The 17113-nt window shown below is 37.5% G+C and carries 19 protein-coding genes and 1 pseudogene; 14 read left to right on the top strand and 6 right to left on the bottom strand.

The annotated features are described in order from the left end of the window. Window positions 1-63 precede the first annotated feature (63 nt). From KNO69_RS14270 to KNO69_RS14260, 3 genes are all read right to left on the bottom strand, one after another. The gene (locus tag KNO69_RS14270; RefSeq protein ID WP_214818875.1) at window positions 64-450 is read right to left on the bottom strand and encodes a hypothetical protein; all 387 of its coding nucleotides are present in this window, start codon (window positions 448-450) and stop codon (window positions 64-66) included. Continuing rightward, on the bottom strand, window positions 443-652 hold the full coding sequence (locus KNO69_RS14265) for a helix-turn-helix transcriptional regulator (RefSeq protein WP_214818873.1): 210 nt from the start codon (window positions 650-652) through the stop codon (window positions 443-445). The genes KNO69_RS14270 and KNO69_RS14265 overlap by 8 nt, the downstream gene beginning before the upstream one ends. 298 nt (window positions 653-950) lie before the next feature. After that, entirely contained in the window at window positions 951-1250 is a 300-nt protein-coding gene (locus KNO69_RS14260; protein WP_214818872.1) for a hypothetical protein, read from the bottom strand. Between the two features lie 103 nt (window positions 1251-1353). On the opposite strand from KNO69_RS14260, the gene KNO69_RS15470 reads away from it, so the two are divergent. Continuing rightward, the gene (locus tag KNO69_RS15470; RefSeq protein ID WP_353047499.1) at window positions 1354-1530 is read left to right on the top strand and encodes a YolD-like family protein; all 177 of its coding nucleotides are present in this window, start codon (window positions 1354-1356) and stop codon (window positions 1528-1530) included. Between the two features lie 1042 nt (window positions 1531-2572). Here KNO69_RS15470 and KNO69_RS14250 read toward each other — a convergent pair. Beyond that, window positions 2573-2884, bottom strand: a complete 312-nt coding sequence (locus KNO69_RS14250; protein ID WP_214691652.1) for a hypothetical protein — start codon at window positions 2882-2884, stop codon at window positions 2573-2575. 315 nt (window positions 2885-3199) lie between these two features. Between KNO69_RS14250 and KNO69_RS14245 the strand changes: the two genes are divergently transcribed. From KNO69_RS14245 to KNO69_RS14180, 13 genes and pseudogenes are all read left to right on the top strand, one after another. Continuing rightward, window positions 3200-3652 carry a LytTR family DNA-binding domain-containing protein gene (locus KNO69_RS14245; RefSeq protein WP_214818867.1) on the top strand — a complete coding sequence of 151 codons (453 nt, stop codon included), beginning with the start codon at window positions 3200-3202 and terminating at the stop codon, window positions 3650-3652. Between the two features lie 14 nt (window positions 3653-3666). Further along, the gene (locus KNO69_RS14240) at window positions 3667-4194 is read left to right on the top strand and encodes a hypothetical protein (protein ID WP_214818865.1); all 528 of its coding nucleotides are present in this window, start codon (window positions 3667-3669) and stop codon (window positions 4192-4194) included. 1093 nt (window positions 4195-5287) lie between these two features. Further along, window positions 5288-5416, top strand: a complete 129-nt coding sequence (locus KNO69_RS14235) for a listeriolysin S family TOMM bacteriocin (protein ID WP_152567760.1) — start codon at window positions 5288-5290, stop codon at window positions 5414-5416. A gap of 67 nt (window positions 5417-5483) precedes the next feature. Next, a complete protein-coding gene (locus KNO69_RS14230; RefSeq protein WP_214818863.1) occupies window positions 5484-6341 on the top strand; it encodes an ATP-binding cassette domain-containing protein in 858 nt (285 codons plus the stop codon). Further along, window positions 6338-7087, top strand: coding sequence for an ABC transporter permease (locus tag KNO69_RS14225; RefSeq protein ID WP_353047435.1), 750 nt, complete (start codon window positions 6338-6340; stop codon window positions 7085-7087). The genes KNO69_RS14230 and KNO69_RS14225 overlap by 4 nt, the downstream gene beginning before the upstream one ends. Continuing rightward, complete coding sequence (locus tag KNO69_RS14220) at window positions 7084-7365, top strand: LlsX family protein (RefSeq protein ID WP_214785031.1); 282 nt, start codon at window positions 7084-7086, stop codon at window positions 7363-7365. Before KNO69_RS14225 ends, KNO69_RS14220 begins: the two co-directional genes overlap by 4 nt. Next, window positions 7365-8240: a SagB family peptide dehydrogenase gene (locus tag KNO69_RS14215; RefSeq protein WP_214818861.1), complete on the top strand. Its 876-nt coding sequence runs from the start codon at window positions 7365-7367 to the stop codon at window positions 8238-8240. The genes KNO69_RS14220 and KNO69_RS14215 overlap by 1 nt, the downstream gene beginning before the upstream one ends. 3 nt (window positions 8241-8243) lie before the next feature. Further along, window positions 8244-9155 carry a hypothetical protein gene (locus tag KNO69_RS14210; protein WP_214785027.1) on the top strand — a complete coding sequence of 304 codons (912 nt, stop codon included), beginning with the start codon at window positions 8244-8246 and terminating at the stop codon, window positions 9153-9155. Further along, complete coding sequence (locus tag KNO69_RS14205; protein WP_214785026.1) at window positions 9155-10477, top strand: YcaO-like family protein; 1323 nt, start codon at window positions 9155-9157, stop codon at window positions 10475-10477. The genes KNO69_RS14210 and KNO69_RS14205 overlap by 1 nt, the downstream gene beginning before the upstream one ends. Before the next feature lie 40 nt (window positions 10478-10517). Next, entirely contained in the window at window positions 10518-11048 is a 531-nt protein-coding gene (locus KNO69_RS14200; RefSeq protein WP_214785024.1) for a CPBP family intramembrane glutamic endopeptidase, read from the top strand. Between the two features lie 979 nt (window positions 11049-12027). Beyond that, window positions 12028-12178: pseudogene (locus tag KNO69_RS15365) on the top strand (DNA/RNA non-specific endonuclease); the annotation flags it as partial. Window positions 12179-13196: 1018 nt separating this feature from the next. After that, complete coding sequence (locus KNO69_RS14190) at window positions 13197-13577, top strand: hypothetical protein (protein ID WP_214818854.1); 381 nt, start codon at window positions 13197-13199, stop codon at window positions 13575-13577. A gap of 1146 nt (window positions 13578-14723) precedes the next feature. Then, entirely contained in the window at window positions 14724-15236 is a 513-nt protein-coding gene (locus tag KNO69_RS14180; RefSeq protein ID WP_214818853.1) for a hypothetical protein, read from the top strand. Window positions 15237-15588: 352 nt separating this feature from the next. Here KNO69_RS14180 and KNO69_RS14175 read toward each other — a convergent pair whose 3' ends face one another. Next, window positions 15589-15966: a DUF2283 domain-containing protein gene (locus KNO69_RS14175; protein ID WP_214818852.1), complete on the bottom strand. Its 378-nt coding sequence runs from the start codon at window positions 15964-15966 to the stop codon at window positions 15589-15591. 497 nt (window positions 15967-16463) lie between these two features. Then, window positions 16464-16949, bottom strand: a complete 486-nt coding sequence (locus KNO69_RS14170; RefSeq protein ID WP_214818851.1) for a YxiG family protein — start codon at window positions 16947-16949, stop codon at window positions 16464-16466. Between the last annotated feature and the right edge of the window lie 164 nt (window positions 16950-17113).

Here is a 17113-nt window from a genome sequence, read left to right as displayed (position 1 = left end):
TCAAAAAATTGAACCACCTTACACTTGTTTAAAGTAATCAAATCTAGATTTTCATCTTGAATGTTACTTGTATCGCTTAGACACAAAGTATTCTGTTATTGGAATAAGAATTAAGGAAACAGCAAACACTATTACTAATAATATACTGGTTTCAATCTCTAGATATTTATCTACTACAATTAATCCAAAAATAACTATAGTAAATAGCTTATAACTTATTAACGCACTAGTTTTTGTTATTTCTTGACCCATTTCTTCGTCAGGTTTTACTTTATCATCTTGATCTGATTGAGACCAAGTAAAATATGAGAAGAAAATGACCAACAATATTGCTAACTGAACAATTGTAAAGAAACTTATATTTTCTTCAAAAATCATATTCATTAATGTACTTATGAAAATAACAATTATGGCCACTATAAAGAAAACCGATTTAATATTTTTACTCATTATCTTTCTCCTCACTTACAAAAAATACTTGATCAACATTTAAATTTAAAACATGCGCAATTCTAAAAGCTAATTTTAAAGTGGGGTCATATTTATTATTTTCAATAGCATTAATTGTTTGACGACTTACATTGCACATTTCAGCTAATTCTTTTTGAGATATATTTTTTGCTTTTCTTAATACTTGAATTTTATTCTCCATTATCTTCCCCTTTTCTCATTAGAATTGATGTCAAAAACATTTTACTTTTTTATATTAAATTCCACTTGCCTAAATGTCAAATTGTTTTTACGTTTATTTAAGTTTTAAATCAACTTATTATTATCAAAAATAAAACATCATTCAACCGAATAACGTTCCTCGCGTGGTGTCAGCCATGTCCACGCTCTCACTTTTGACGTTGCCCTTACCTCCGTGCCTCCCGTCAGAAAGGGCCAGGAACATAGAGATGCGTATTAAAGCAGCTCTTGTTATCGGACCGTCAGGGGGTGAGCCCGGATCACCATTCCTTCTCCCAGGCCCCGTCTTCAGAGACTCCCCAATCCTCGAAGCGATACTTGATGAACCAATGGACATGCATCACTTCATATTCGAATACATCCTTCGATAGTTCTGAGACGACGAAACTGACGTCTCCATTCGCCACCACCCATGTCCCGTATAGATATACGCTCTTGATTGGACGCTCTTCCAAATCCAGATAGATCACCACCCGGAAGTAGGGAGAGTTCCGTCCTTCATCGAACCGGACGACCAGCGAGCTAGAGTACGGAAACAGGACGCACGGATCATCAATCACGTAAAAAGCTGTTCAAACGAGACAAATCGGGTATAAAACAGGAACAAACGTTCTTTTTATTTGGAGGGTGATTTTTATGACGATGTATCGCGATTAGGGTGAGCTGAAATGGATTTCATTCCTCATACCCGAGCACAAGGCGTTATTGACGAAGTACCATAAGGAGATTCAAAAGATTGAGATGCGTGATGTCGATGAACAGGTCCTATCGGTCTATGAGAATGTGCTGAATGACGCGATTTGCAGCGGAGATATGGTGGAGGTGCGGGAGAGAGAGTAGCATTTTATTAAATAAATCACAGCAAGCGGTTTCAAAAAGTCATAATAACGCTCTAAAAAAATTTACATAGAAGTAACTAATAGCTTAGCATTTAAACTAAAATATACATTTACAATCTCAATTAGGGATTTGTACCATTTTATAAATAACTTTATACTATAAATTGAAATAAATTCAATCTAAGGAGGATATCCATGCATAGGTCACTTTTAATTACTATCAATATTATAACTGGTTTAGTGGTTACAGCTCTTACTGTAATAGCTTTAGGGATAAGCGGAATGGCAGAAGCAACTCAGCCACTATCCAGTTATTTTTGGTTGACTTTGTTTGCTGTATGGTTAGTAGGCTTAGCATTACAATTTAAGAGTAGAACCAGACTAATCGGGTTACTGATAACATTCCTCCCCATTGTATATATGGTAGTTTCATTTCTTATCGAGTTCCTCTAACACTTAAGTATTTATTTCCTGTGTAAATGAAAATAATCGAATATAAGATGAACTGAACCCTGAATGACAGACACTCGATAAAAAGTACTCATTCAGTTTTTTTGCGTGCGGTCGAATCGATATAGTGAGCCTATTCATTCAGACGGGGAAACGCATCCATAGGTTAAAATCATCTTCAACGAACAATCAGCTCAGGCAGCCAAAGTCAAATCCAAACGTGGGGTCGGTCTCGGACCGGTCAATCCCTTACACGGGCGACTTTAATATACTGGCCGTCCTCGAGAATCAGGAAGAGAGGAGCTGTTGACCGAAAGTCATGGGAAATGTCTCGACAACGCACCGATCGAGTCCTTCTACTGGCATCTAAAAAATCTTCTTGACCATCGACTATTAAAACAGCGAACGCAAGCAATGGAACCTAAAAAAATGACCCCGGAGAATACCGGGGCCATCTGATCGCCGTATAGAATTCGAGGCACTATTTATTAAACTGTCCGTAAAATAGGGCTCAGCTCATAAATCGGAATAAAGTATTTTTAATATAATAAAATTAGAAAAAATCCGAATCCAAAACGTCCTATATCCGTTTATCAAGTGATATCGATATTAATGTTCTTTAACTGTTGGATTAAATGTTGTTTTATTACTCGGTCATTCACTTGGAATTCTGCTGGATAGTATTCTGGCTGAAAAATTTCTACTCCATCCTTGATCCATTTTTCTCTGTGAACAGAATGAGCTTCTTCTCTCGATAAGAACACTCCCTCCCTAACTTCAACATCATCATCGTCTCCAAACTGAAATCGACAGCAAGAACAAATCTCAAACGAAGGAAGATCATATTCATTATATGCTGATTCTTCTAAGCCATCATAACCACAAACAGGACAGATATAATCCATCTTTTCACCTCATGAATCAAATATTATTTAAGTGCGTCTGGCATATCTTTAAAGTATTCACGTTCCTTTGACGCATTAGGGTGCTTAGGTTTGAATAGGTGCGAATAACATCAGTTTTAATAATAGAACAACATCTGATGATTTGTTTTAATTCAAATCTCAAGTTTAACTTAGGAAGAGTATCCACCCATTAATGCATTTCATCTGAATATAATTGTAAAGTACCGTTCTTATATTGTGATATAAATTCCCAATTGTTACACTGACTCTGAAATCAGGTTTCTTTGTTAAACAAATACGAAAGGGGGACGTGATTTGAAAATTAAACTTTGTGTAGGTCAAGATCGATTCGATGAAATAAGATCAATTTTGAAAGAAAAAGGAATAGAAGTGGACGACACTGCTGAACTCGTATTGAGTGAAGTGAATAATTTTATTAAAAGTTTAACCGTGAGAGATAAAAAAACCAGTGAGAAACTCGTTTTATTTGTAGAAGACATTATTTGCATTGAGTCTTACGGCGATAGTGTTGAAATTCAGACCAATGACTCTTTATACCAGTGCAATGAGCGCCTATACCAAATCGCAAACTCTCTAGATCCTCAAGCATTTTTACGCATCAGTAACTCTGTCATCATCTCCACCAGTAAAATAAAACAAATAAAGCCGACACTTTCTTCAAAATTCATCCTTACGTTAATTAACGGAAAAAAAGTTGATGTCACAAGAAGTTACTATCATATTTTTAAAGACTACTTTCAAATTTAAAGGAGGAATATTTCTTGCCATTCCCAAACTATATCGTTGCTTCATCAATACTATTATTGATATTTATTGTCTCGATCGTTATTTACTTTCAAATTTACAAACGTCATATCAATAAAGCTTTAAAAAGTAATAATGAAAAACGTTCTACGCTTACCCCCCCTTACAAAATCACTATAATCATGTCTGGTTTTATATTACTGATGGGCATTTTAATTAGCTATTTTGCAGGCTACACGAATGCATATAAGGACTACGAAAAAACGTTGTGGGAGTTCAAACCAACAGATGTGGAGACTTTTTATGCGCAAATCACAGAAATCGATAACGATTCCATAGGAGTTGAAGGAATTGAATTAAATAAAGAAGAATTTCAAGGTACACTCAATTACGATTTTTTTGAAGAACAAATCACAATTTATCAAAATGATGATGTTATTGGTCTTCCCGAGTTATCAAATGGAGATTTAGTCTCCATTACACTTTTAACGGATCGCTCAGGTAGTACAGATATTTTTAAAATAGAATTACTAGATCGTGAATGAATACACAAAAATTATTCGCGGATTGTTACTTAAACAGGCCATTCTCTAGTCACAGGAGTATGGCCTTTCAAGCTTGTTCACTTTCTTTATTCTCTGAATCGAGGGATATCTTTCAATCAACACGTGAATAATTTGTTTATTCCATTCAGTAGTATATTTATTAAAAAGAATCTAACCCACTTCGAACACCAGGTAATCAAGCAAGTACGGGGAATGCACAAATATTTGCTTTTGACGTTATCCTTATGCTACGTGCCTCCTGTTAGTAAAGTCCAAGAACATAGAGATACGTCATAACGAAAATTGGATATGTACGAGTATCAATCTTCGTCTACCTCCTCGATTATTATCGCTTTAAGAGCTTTATCCACAAAGGGACGGCTTACATCAATTTATTGTTCTTAGATTATGTTCAAACTTCTCCTTCATCATTAAAAACGGGGCGACTAAATCGATTTCGACATGATCAATACCCTTCACTTTTTCTTGAGGTTATCCTATTTACACGAGCCGAGGGAACCTAATCGACAGTTCTTAGATGAAAAAATGAGTATTCTTCTTTGCCACCATTTATGTTTCATTGAAATGTTCCCTCTATATTTGGACGCTCTGCTGTATTTCGTTAGATTGTCCCTCAGTAGAAAGGTCTGCCTTTCTTAATGGATTGCTTTCTAACTGATGTCGCATTCCCACTCTCTATAGAAATAGACTCTTTTTAGGATCTATTAGACCATGATGTGCATAATACTTATTTAACGTTCCCACCCGTTTCTTTTCATATTTTTTAGTCTCTTCTAGCCATATTCCCCTAATTAACAAATCGTATTTCAGAGCCAAATTAAAATAAAAATCATTTATCGTTTACTACTTTGAATAATAAAGAGCTAATAAGATAGAAAATATGTGCTTATTTATGATTTCCATGTGCTTAGTAACGATTTTTAAGACTTCAATATGACATTTGTCACACTTAGACAAATGTCATAGGCCAATTACATCAATTCCATTTTTTTCTTTATTTACGGTTGATTACCAATATCGTCATATTCAATAATTAAATTGCCACGTGAGCTTCTAGTCAGGAGGAACCATCATGAAAATCAAACATCAAGCTTCAAGTAATTACTCTGAGATGTCGAATGGCTCAGAAACAATGCATTACGCTGCAGGTTCATGCTCTTGTTCATGTTCTTGCTCATGTTCATGTTCTTCATCTGCTTAATCGCTATGTACGCTCCAGGAATACGCTGTATTCCTGGATACATTTTTTTTAAAAAGGAGCCCATATTTTGAACACTGCTATCTCCATTAAAGATTTAGTTGTTGAAAGGCCATCAAAAAAAATTCTCGATTTTATTGGCCAAGAAATTGAGATTCCTTCAGGTAGCATAGTCGCCGTGCTTGGAGAAAACGGAGCGGGAAAAACCACACTGATTGAGGCCCTATTGGGTGAAATACCTTTTGATGGTAGTGTGACACCCCAGATCCACCCTACAGAAGTCGGCATCGTCTTTCAAAAAAATATATACAACGACATGTTGAAAGTATACGAATTGATTGAACTTGTAACAAATTACAAACGGCGTGATGAGGCATATTCTCGACTAATTCATTCCTATGAACTCGAGACACTCGCAAACCGCTACATAAAAGATTTGTCTGGTGGAGAAGCGCAACGTCTAACACTCGCGCTTACCTCTACACGAAATAATTCCTACTATATCTTTGATGAGATCACCTCAGGACTAGACTTCAAGAAGCGTGAGAAGCTCTTGGGCAATATAAAAGAGTTTACTCGAGGCAAGACGGTTCTCCATGTCACACATTACTTTGAAGAATTAGTAGATTGGGCGACTCACTTATTGATTCTAAAAGACGGTAAAATCATGTTCTTTGGGGTCATCTCAGCTTTTGAAGACATTTATTCACATCACTCTATCATCAAAATTATGGACGGCAAGCAAGAATTTCTTGATTCAATCGAATTAGAAAAAATCAAGATGGAGGATTCCCTCGGTTTAATCATTGAAAATCACAATCAGGAATCGGACTGGTTACGTAAGGTGCAACAACAAAACCTGGATTTCACCATTCTCAAGCAAAACCTGTACACCTCATTCTTATTGTGTAGTGAAAGGACAAAATGATGCTTACTCATTTGAAATTGAGCTTGAAAATGCAGCTCAGAATCCCAATCTCGATTTTCTTCTCCTTGGTGTTTCCTATTCTAATGTTAACGATCATGGTTGTGTCATATGGGAATTTCTCCATCGGGAACGGATATCGATTTGTTGATAAGTATTTTTTAATCAGTACGGCAATCGGACTTATTCCTATTGCTTTCATCAGCTTTCCAATTTGGGTGGGAGAAAGTATTGGGAATGACAGCTTGAAGCGACTAAAATTTTTCGGGGTCAATATTCGTAGTCTATTGATTGCGGACTTACTATCCTATGTCGTGCTGGCCTTATCCAGTATCTTATTTAACATTCTAGTGGCTACGGTTTTCTTTGATTTGAACCTCCCGACCATGGCACACCTCTTTAGTTACTTGTTACATACCATGTACCTGATGGTAGGCTTGTTTTTGGTTGGACTTGTTCTCGCTCTTTATGTGAGAAATACAAAGCTCTTGTTGCCTCTAGGGATGATTTTACTCTTTTCAATCTATATGTTCATCGGTGTATTTGTTCCATTTAACGAGCTCCCATCACCCCTCAGAAACATAGCGGAATTTCTACCAGTCAAATATTTAGCGAATGACTTTTTTAAGATTTGGACGAATGATTCACTCATCAATAAAACTTTCCTTTGGGTAAACACAGTATGGATATTCATCGCTAGTGGACTTGTCGTAGTTAAAACTATTTGGAATCGAGGAGAAATTATATGAATAAACAGGCACTAAGAGTCACTTTAGAGATTGTTGTAGGAATGATTGCTTCGGCAGTGCTATTTTATTTTGTCATCCGTTTCGGGTATACAGAAGCCGCTGCTAATAATGGTGCGATCACTTTCTTAGGCTTAGAAATCTTTAGTTTCGAGAATGGTACAGAGAGCCCAAATACGAACAATATGATGTTACTCGGCGTTGTGTCCTCACTATTGTTCGTCGTCCTCGGTGAGCTCATGTTTGGTCGTAAGAAAAAGACGTCTAGGAGAGCAGCATAATGATTCATATCAAAAATAAGGGTCTACTGCATGAACATACTGTTCTCTTGAACGATTCGTCCAATCTTTCGAATCGCGATAACAAGCACCTCTATACGCAAATCTTGCAGGGAAATGCAGAGTCCCCGATGATCTCATATTTGATGAACCTAAACAAACAGGGCTTGAATGATTTTAAAAGTATTGCTAAATTCAACGAACTAAACATTTCTGGTATGTATGGAGACTCGATAAAGTATGAGGAGATTATTGACGAAACGACCATCTTTTTACCTCAAAAGAAATTTAAGAAAATTAAAGAGTCTTTCTCTTCTATCATTTTGAAGCGAAGATCTGGGCGACGGTTTCATCACTTTGAAATGTCTATCGATACACTCAGCCACCTACTGAAGTATGCATTCGGTTTATCAGATGTTTCCCTCCCAGGCTCGAGGGAAGGAAAACATCGAATGTACTCTTCTGGGGGTGCTTTATATCCCATCTCCGTTTACTTGTATATCAACAACGTAGAGGGATTATCCAACGGCTTCTATAAATACCAACCAGGTTCACATACGCTTGCCCCTGTCGATACCGATACGATCAACACCGCCGAGTTCTTCGCTGGCTCGGGAATGGATATGCTAAACTCCTGTCTCAGTTTATTTTTCAGGTATGACATCAACCGAAACTACGTCAAATATGGTGAGCTTTCACTACTCAATTCGTTTGTAGAGGTAGGCGTCATGTCTCATAATTTTGACTTGGTCGCTACGTCCCTCGGATTCGTATCTTGCCCGGTCGCCGGATTCAATAAAAATCTTATCGAAACCGCTTTGCATCTAGATCAAGTAAACGAGCACATCATCTTCTCAAGTATCTGTGGAAAGGAATAACATATGAAAACTTTTATTTATCCACCCTCTTTAAGGGTCATCAATAACCAACATGAATATATCCTCCATAAAGGGGTCCTTCATCGAGACGAGCTCACCATCGATAAAGAAGAGAGTAGTATCCGCTTCATAGAGGACTTTAATCGCTTCATTACCGACCGTCGGATCACACTCAGTGAGCACTCAGATACGTTTGAAGATTTTACACTTTTGAACCGAATGGGCTACATAGATCAAAAAATTAACCGGCCAGAAAACATTCTAGTATTGGTCGAAGATTCAATTCATGAGTTTACCTCCACACAGTTTTCTGGATTAGCGCGAGTGGAAAAACTTTCGACCATTCTATCTAAAGACTTGGTTAAAACGTTCATGGAGGAGAAAAAGAAACATTTACTCGAAGAAAAGACGGAATATTCCGCTAATTTCCTTCGCGGCTTTGATTCGGTATATATGATCGATTCAATGGCCAACCTTAATCGACTTCGTGCCTTTAATCGCCTTATGAACTTGGCAAACCTACAGAACACTATCGCCACATTTGATAATGAACACATTTTCATTACAGCCATTCATCACGGAGAGACCGGCTGCTTTGAGTGTTTAGAAAAAAATATCGTCACACGATTTGGATATCCAGAATACCCCATTGAATCCAATCATGAATCAACACCGAAAGCGGCTGAACTGAATATCATCACAGGAATCATTCAAAAAGAGCTAGAGAATATCAATATTTACGAACGTAGTTCTCTACTTGGGAATGTGCAACATTTTCACCTTCAGAACTATGAATATTCATTTAACACAAATCGTGTTCATGTCAGTTGTCCTTCATGTGCCGAGATGAAGAACATCCAATTTAAAGAGCAAACCTTACGCTCGATTAACATTTTGGAAGGAATTCTCCAGTAATGATCACAGTATATAATGACATCAACTATAACCGAACCCGCCAATCACTTCTTGGCGGAACCGTGACCGGTCTATGGAACAAGAATTCGTTCTTCCTTGGGTGTAACTCGCATCCCGTTCCACAGTATTTCTATATGACCTCAAACTACACAGATTTCTCAAAAGTCATCGAGGGCGCCCCTCGAGACGTCAACTACCACTTGAGTGGTTATGGGACCACATATAACGAATCATTGGTCAGTTTTTTAGGGGAAAGTGCAGAACGATTCTCCTTTGCGACAATGTATGCAGCCTATAAAGATAGAATCGTGAACGCCTCTTTTGTAGAACTTACCGAAACATACCCAACCGCATTGATTTGTGACTTAAATCTGATCAATGTTTACTTTGCACGAGAAGATGTTGCCCATTTCATCTCTGATGAGGATGTCTTGCAATGGGTGCCAATGATTTCTTTGTTCGATCCAAAAACAACTGTGTTCATCCCTCTTCAGATGGTAGTGATGTATGAGAAAACCCTTTTCGAGAACGAGAAAAGGGTCAATAATAGTGCGGTCTCAACGGGTACTGCCTGTCATGAGTCATTTCCTCAGGCCTTAGAGAATAGTATCAGCGAGCTCTTACAAATTGATTCACTCAATCTTTGGTGGTACGGGGGGCATACAGCAACAAAGGTAAACGTGAACATCGAGGATATTCTGACTAAATATTTCTCGAGTCAACGAAAAGCCGTCAAGATGTTCCTCTCACACTTCGATGTCAATTTCTTAGACATTTCCTATGACAAGCCTTTACATATTGTCGTATGTGAAATCACGACTAAGAATCCTGCATCACCTTTACCTAAATACGTCGTCGGCTCTCAAGCATCTTCTTCAATGGAGACAGCGGTTTACCGCAGTTTCTTCGAGTGCATGACAGTTGTAGAGTATGCATTGAACGTATCTTGGATGGATACCGATAAATTTAAACAGGTAACTGGCTCACCTGATAAACAAGACATCGACAATCTCGATGACAATGTCATTTACTACGCAAAATACGGACGCCCTGTTCTAAAGCATCAACCAGTCTCACAATTTAGTCATCAAAATAAAACGTCCGATTTATCTGACTTAATCCGCCAGACACAGTCATTATCAAAATTCGCCTGTTATCTGCCGATTGCATCACACGAGTTCCAACATTTGAACTTAGAGGTCGTGAAAGTCATTACACCAGAACTTCTCCCGATTTCACTTCCTTCTTATCCGCCATTCCATCACCCGCGTTTCAAACAGACAGGAGGGATTCACAATAGAATTCCCCATCCTTTGGCGTAGTATTGTATTTTATCTGACGGTCTTTCCTGGTGTGTTGTTGGTGTTGGCGAATACATTGAATTTATGGAGTAACATTCGAGAGCTATATCGATTCTTAATTGTCTTGACGCTAGTCGTCTTGATGAACATTTTATTGTTCTCAGAAATCAAGATGATCTATCTAGCGCTATCAGCGTTAACGTTATTGGCCGGGTCTTTCGTGTTCGAGTACTTTCAATCTTATCGAAACGTGAGGCTCGATTTTTTTAAGGATCGCTATACGTTACTTGCCATCGTATCGATTCTTCTCTATCCGATTGTGGAAGAATTGGTGTTTCGCTATTTTCTCTATCAGCATTTCATGAGTCTTGGATTTCCGATCCTCTATTATTTTTTGGTGTCCAGCCTATCGTTCACTGTGACCCACATGTTTCATCAGGGTACGAAGTCCATTTACAAAATCGTGTTTGCACTTGGTCAAAGTATCTTATTTTGGTACTCTCAAGAAATACTGTTATGCATCATCGTACATATGTGCTTCAACGTGTTCGTATATTTCGATAAAATGAGTCGTATTAACAAATATACCTAAGTGCCACGGCAAGGACGTTGACAATTGCGCACTAGAAGAACAAAATGATGCATTTTATCTTTTTATCCTGCTATAGTCACCTAGGCTTACTATAACCAGATTAGATAGATGATTTAGAATCATAGTTCACTCAAAATCATCTTAAATACCCGTTAGATAAAGTAGATGATCTTACAGTTAATTCATGTTGACCTAACGATTATAATAGTAGTCAAACAAGCATGTATACATTCGACGTCGAATGTATACATGCTTGTTTATTTACAGCCAAATTCAAAGAATGGCCTCAAAAGTGATATCCCGTTTGACGTACAATTATTTTTTATGCTTTTACAAAGTACGAAAAGTTCCTACTGCAGAAATAAACAGCGTTAATTTATACAAAAATAAAATACTATTGTCTTAACTTGTAAAATAAACCTCTCTCTCTAATTAGGATTATTATATATTCTCTATTGGAGGAGGAGTGATTATGAAATTTTATAAATCAACGTGGTTTATCGTCCTAATGCTAATCTTTTTAATCCCTGTCAGACTCTTTTTGATGTGGTGGCATCAAAAGTTTACGAGGGCAAGACGCGTGTTAATCACAGTCTTCTTTTTACTGTTCTGGGGATGGGCATTCAACCTCGAAGAACCCCCAATCAGTGCGGAACAATGTGAGCAAGGAGTCGCTGAAGTGAAAGAGCAGCTTGCGAGTCTTCAATCAGAATATGACGATTTAAAGCTGGTGGTCAAAGACTACAAGACCGAGATCACATCCTTAACCAAGAAATTAGAGGACGCCGATAAAATCACGGCCCAAGCAGTAAAGGAAGCGGAAGCAAAAATGCAGAAAAAACACGAGGCGGAGCTTAAAAAAGCCATTGTGAACGCTGAGAAACAGGCAGAGAAAGAAGTCGCTGCCGCCGCAAGTGCAGAGACCGAGCAGAACACTGTTGCCGCGACCGAAAGTGAACCCTCGGTGGCTACAGAACCGAGCGGAGACGTCTCAAGCGTCGACACGAACGGCAACGGGCAAGTGACAATCCAAGAAGCCAAAGATGCTGGATTCAGCATGCCGATCAGAAGCAGCCATTGGTTATACTTATATGCAGGACAATGACGGGGATGGCATGGTCGGAGAGTAATCATACTCATGCGACGGTCAACAAATAGAGTCAAATTGATCAAACGCATCCTCGTAAAATCGAAGGATGCGTTTTTTATCCTGCTTCATCCTGTAATCTTTATACGGTGGTAACATCTGACTTTGAAACGTACTTCACTGTTGAGACTCACGGCTCTCCGATTCGCCTTGACGGACCTCATGTTTGGACATATCGTATAAGCTTACAAGCACAATAGGTTCTTCGTCATCTTTTCATCCATCGGTGTTCTTAATTAAAATAGCATCCGGCACGCCTGCTTCATCTCGATTCTCCTGATTATGCTTACTTGCTCTGCCTCTTCTTGTCTTTACAATCCTTTCAATGAAAAATGTACAGGTGGTCCACCGTGATGGTTGACGGCGTGACATTTGTATAGATGCGGGGACGTTTTCCTTGAAGGGTGATACGGGTGATGGCGTGATCTTCGATATACAAGTTCAAAGAACTCAATTCAGCCACGATGGATTTAAAGACGAGCACCGCGATGAGTTGAAGCCTGATGCATTCCAGCGGCACATGCTGATTGAGGAGGTTCGGGATTAATCGAGTGTTCTCCTTCCTCCATATCACACAGTATGTCTGTGTTCACGAATTTTAAGTCGTCGAACTGTTCCTATAGCCGATCTAGAAAGCATCGAAGCAATACCTCTATCATCTTGTCCATTGCCTATTAATCTAATTGACAACTATCCATCTGAATCATTTTATCCTATTGATAACCTAACACCATCTCGTACCCAAGTGTGGCGCATCATATTTTATTTCATGTAGTTCCTAGTGTTATTTCAAAAAATCTTGAGGCTTACACAATGAATATAAACATCTTTAACAGACATTTAATTTTATTTGTTTTCATAATCCTCTTTCCATAATCCTCTAAAGTATGATTATTTTTTATAAACCAAAAATTATCCCTCTATTTTCCATAAAAATAATGCATTTTAGTTTTTTATTGTTATAATATTACTGTATTATATTTCAAAAAATGGGGATGTTTATGGAGAAGTTTCGTAAAGGGTTATTTGCTAGTGCAGTATTAGTAGGGAGTCTGTTTTTTTCGCCAACTGACGGAGAAGCTGCTGATTGGAAATTGGTTGACACGTCAATCATAGGTAATGGTACAGTAGGATATTTGAATGGAGCAAAAGGTGGAAAGGCGAAAATCTGTTTGAAAGAAGCTTTCGGAGGAGCAAACGTTACAGTATATGATGATGGAAGTTCTAGATCGGTCATCAAAGCAACTTCGTTCTGGGGAAACAACAGTTGCTATACTTTCAATGTGGATCCATATGTTGATGGTGCAGATAACGATGCAGAATTCGTAGTAACAACTACACGCAACATAGTCGGAAATATTATATTTGAATTATGGGATTAATAAAAAGCAGACAATCTTAACAAAAGATTGTCTGCTTTTTTGTTGGAGTTTAACATTTTTCAAATAAAAAAAAGTGCTGTCATCGTAATAACGAATAGAGATAGCAATGACCAACTAACAATTTTTCTACCTTGTTCGTTCTTAAAGAATAGATGAACTAAAGTAAAGTATATTAACGTGACAACGGAAAAGAAAATCATTCCTTCAACCACTTCGTATAAAGTGTAATATTGATGCTGAATTATAAACATTAAAACAGATGAGAAGAATAAAATAAACCCATACGTATGTAAGAATTTTTTTGTGTTTTTTGTATGATTTACGTCTTCATTAGAATTCATATAAATCTCCTATTCACGTAATGATTTTTGTGATACTTCTACTTTTGATTTTATCACATCATTTAGATTTTATGTTTTTCATACGTCAAACCATATTACTATACATTCAATTTTATTGCGCATGTAGTCGATTGTAACGCGAGATTTCTCCAATTTCTTCTACATGTTACGTATGTCGATTATGGCGAAGCGTTTTTGTACTAAAGAAGACGGAAAAAATCGGTCAAACATTCTCCTTCTCTCACACTAAAAAAATGTCCAATGCTCACGAGTTTAAATTCTTCGTCTCCACCCTTGTACCGATCAGGAAGTCGTCGAAAAAACTCCTCCATCGTCTGTTGGACTGGTTGGAAATTATCCATCAAAATCTTACTCTCCTGTTGATAGCCTAATGATATCTCGCATCCAAGCAAGAATATCTCAGTCTAATTTACACCAATCCTGGTCTTGATTGAAGAAAACCAGGACTTACATAGGAAACACGATTACGTTGGACAAAAACCAGGCTATTTACCATCAATCAATCCATCAATTCTAAACATTCAATTACGAACTAAAAAGTAAATCCCCTCGAATTTTTATCACTTATGACACATATGGGAATGGACTGATACAATTCAAGAAAGAACAAATCATGAAGTAGATGATTATTGCAACATTAGCTTTTTCACTACCTATATTGCTAGTAGTGATGTTAGCTGTAAAACTGAGAATGAGGGCAAGCTAAATGAAATTCGGATCAACACAGTATAAAAAACGTTCAGGCACATATGATGCTCAACTAAATAGAATAGGAGACTAATTCATGTTTGAGATTGATAAATTTAATATTGTTTTTGATGTCACTAAAGAAACGCCATACTTTCAAGTCGATTCAGCACACCGAATCAGATTTAGTATGGACGAGTTAAATCTTTCTTTATTAAAGGACATTCTAAAATCCATTTTTGAATGTTCTCAGCCACTTCATCTCATGTTTGTATCTGAATACATCATGGACAATGTCCGTTGTTCATCAAATTCTAAACTTGGCAGATATCTAACGATTCGAAACTGGAAAGAACACGCTGTGGTAGATGAATTTTCTGGGGATGGTGCTGTTTACACCCTCATTAGAAATCTTAATTTAACAGAGGTCATGAACTATTGTACTCAAGTTTACAAAGGGGACACACAGGCTTATATCGCTTTTTACAACGACGACTTCCTAATGTATGTGAGTACCGACGTGGTTGATATCGTTTCTTGGGATGATATCAAGATCCAGAACTTAAAGGAAAAATATGCTCCGCATTACAATCGCTATTACGACAATTGAGGGAGTCAATCAGACTTCCTCGATTGTCGATTTAGATTAAAGTCTCGGAAAATGCTGGACTCACACTCACTTCTAACAATTGCTCATAAATTGGCACTCTCGATTGCTTCCAGAGTGTCTTTTTTGTGATTACTCATATGTTTCCCACGTAGCATTAGTCACATTTGAAAGGTTCAAAGATGAGGTCGAACATCAAAGTAAAAATTACTTAACTTTGCTGTTTATGAGCTAACTGAAATACATAGTGCCGTTAAAACCTCAAAACCATACTGTTCTCACTGACAGCATGAAATAGTCGTGCTTAAGTATTTGATAACACCTCATATTCGGCCTTGTAAAACTAACAACTATTTTATAGATCCTGAATAGGGTATTTATCTAAATCAATGATATCAAACCCTATAAAGCCGGTGTAATTCGCCTCAGAAAAATGGAACTTGATTCCTGCAAATGTTGTTGTACTCTCAATGGGGACATTATTTAAACGTAGAGAAACACAATTTGATTTTTTCTCATAGCGAATGTTTTTACTCACTACCTGACTCAAGCTGAGTGTTTCAAAATCTAATAATTCAATTCCTACAACTCGTCCTAACTCATCAAAATCTAACTCGAGAAAAGGATTCGAGTCTAGTTCTTTCGTTTCATGTATCTTGTACCTATAGTTTTCAGGGAAGAGATATATGTATCCCAACCCTAATTTTTTATCAAATGTAATTCTAATACTCATCTCATTACCTCTTTTTATTTTTGTTTTCACTTGATTTTGTATCAGTCATCATACACGATATTTTTGACTTTTAGTGATAAAATCTCCATCTTTATATGACTTAGCTGTAGATAGTTCTTAGCAAATGTCTGCCCATCAATCAGATCAACCATAATCCTGACTTAACAGACCTGACTTTTGAAATCTGAAATGAAATAGGTAACATTTCTCCTCGAGTACGAAACGGAATCTATACCGAGTCTTATTTCTTAGGCAAACCACGGAGAGCGTTACTTCCGATTACAAATCAGCTTTTCTATGTTTCAAAAGTATCCAAACACCAGTTACAATAAGTGTGCTCACGACTAGCCCTATTAAACCGTAGGCTAACAACCCTACACCCGACCACCCTCCGATAAAAGTTAAGAATCAGACATATATACTTCAATTCAGAACTGTGACCACACATCCATTGCCTTTAAAACTGAGAATCGTTTCTAGAATCATATCCTCCCAAATTAGTCGAGAGTGATTTTTAAACTCTCACTCGATTGAATCAACCCCTCGAAGACATCATCGTTGATTTCGATAGCATTACACTCGATAAAAAAGTGGTCCTTATTATTGACTTGGAAATACATATTCGTTTTTGAAGTGATTGCATTAATCGCCGTCTGTTCAGGGTCTATGCATTTAATTTTGACCTGTCCGAACCCGTTCCTGTGAAATCCGATCTCGCTGACAAAAACGTTGTCGTCTTTTCCTCGGTCGTTAAGTCTATATGTCGCATCTAGGGTCTCAGAGTAAGCAACCTCCTCCTGATATACATAGAAGGAGAGTACCTCTTTGAATGTGATGTGTGTTCTTACTATTTGTTGTTGCCGTATGCTCTCGACGATGAGTGAAATCGTCTCATGCAAGTAATCGATGTCTAACTTGCTAACCTCCCACCCATTCGCTAAAAATTCTAATGACCTTTGAAGTTCGATATCCTTCTTGTTCATTTTACTTTTACCCCTCCCGTTCATAAAATGTCATATACGCTCCTATTCAAGCGACGCATGTGGACCTTGATCACACATCCTGCTTAGGAAATCGCCCATTACGCAGTCGATAAACTAAATACGATAGGCAGATCAAGACACTGGCAGTACATCCATAAATTATC

The sequence above is a fragment of the Exiguobacterium sp. s131 genome (assembly GCF_018617345.1).
In the GTDB taxonomy this organism is placed as follows: Bacteria; Bacillota; Bacilli; order Exiguobacteriales; family Exiguobacteriaceae; genus Exiguobacterium; species Exiguobacterium profundum.
This window is presented reverse-complemented; position numbering and strand designations above follow the sequence as displayed.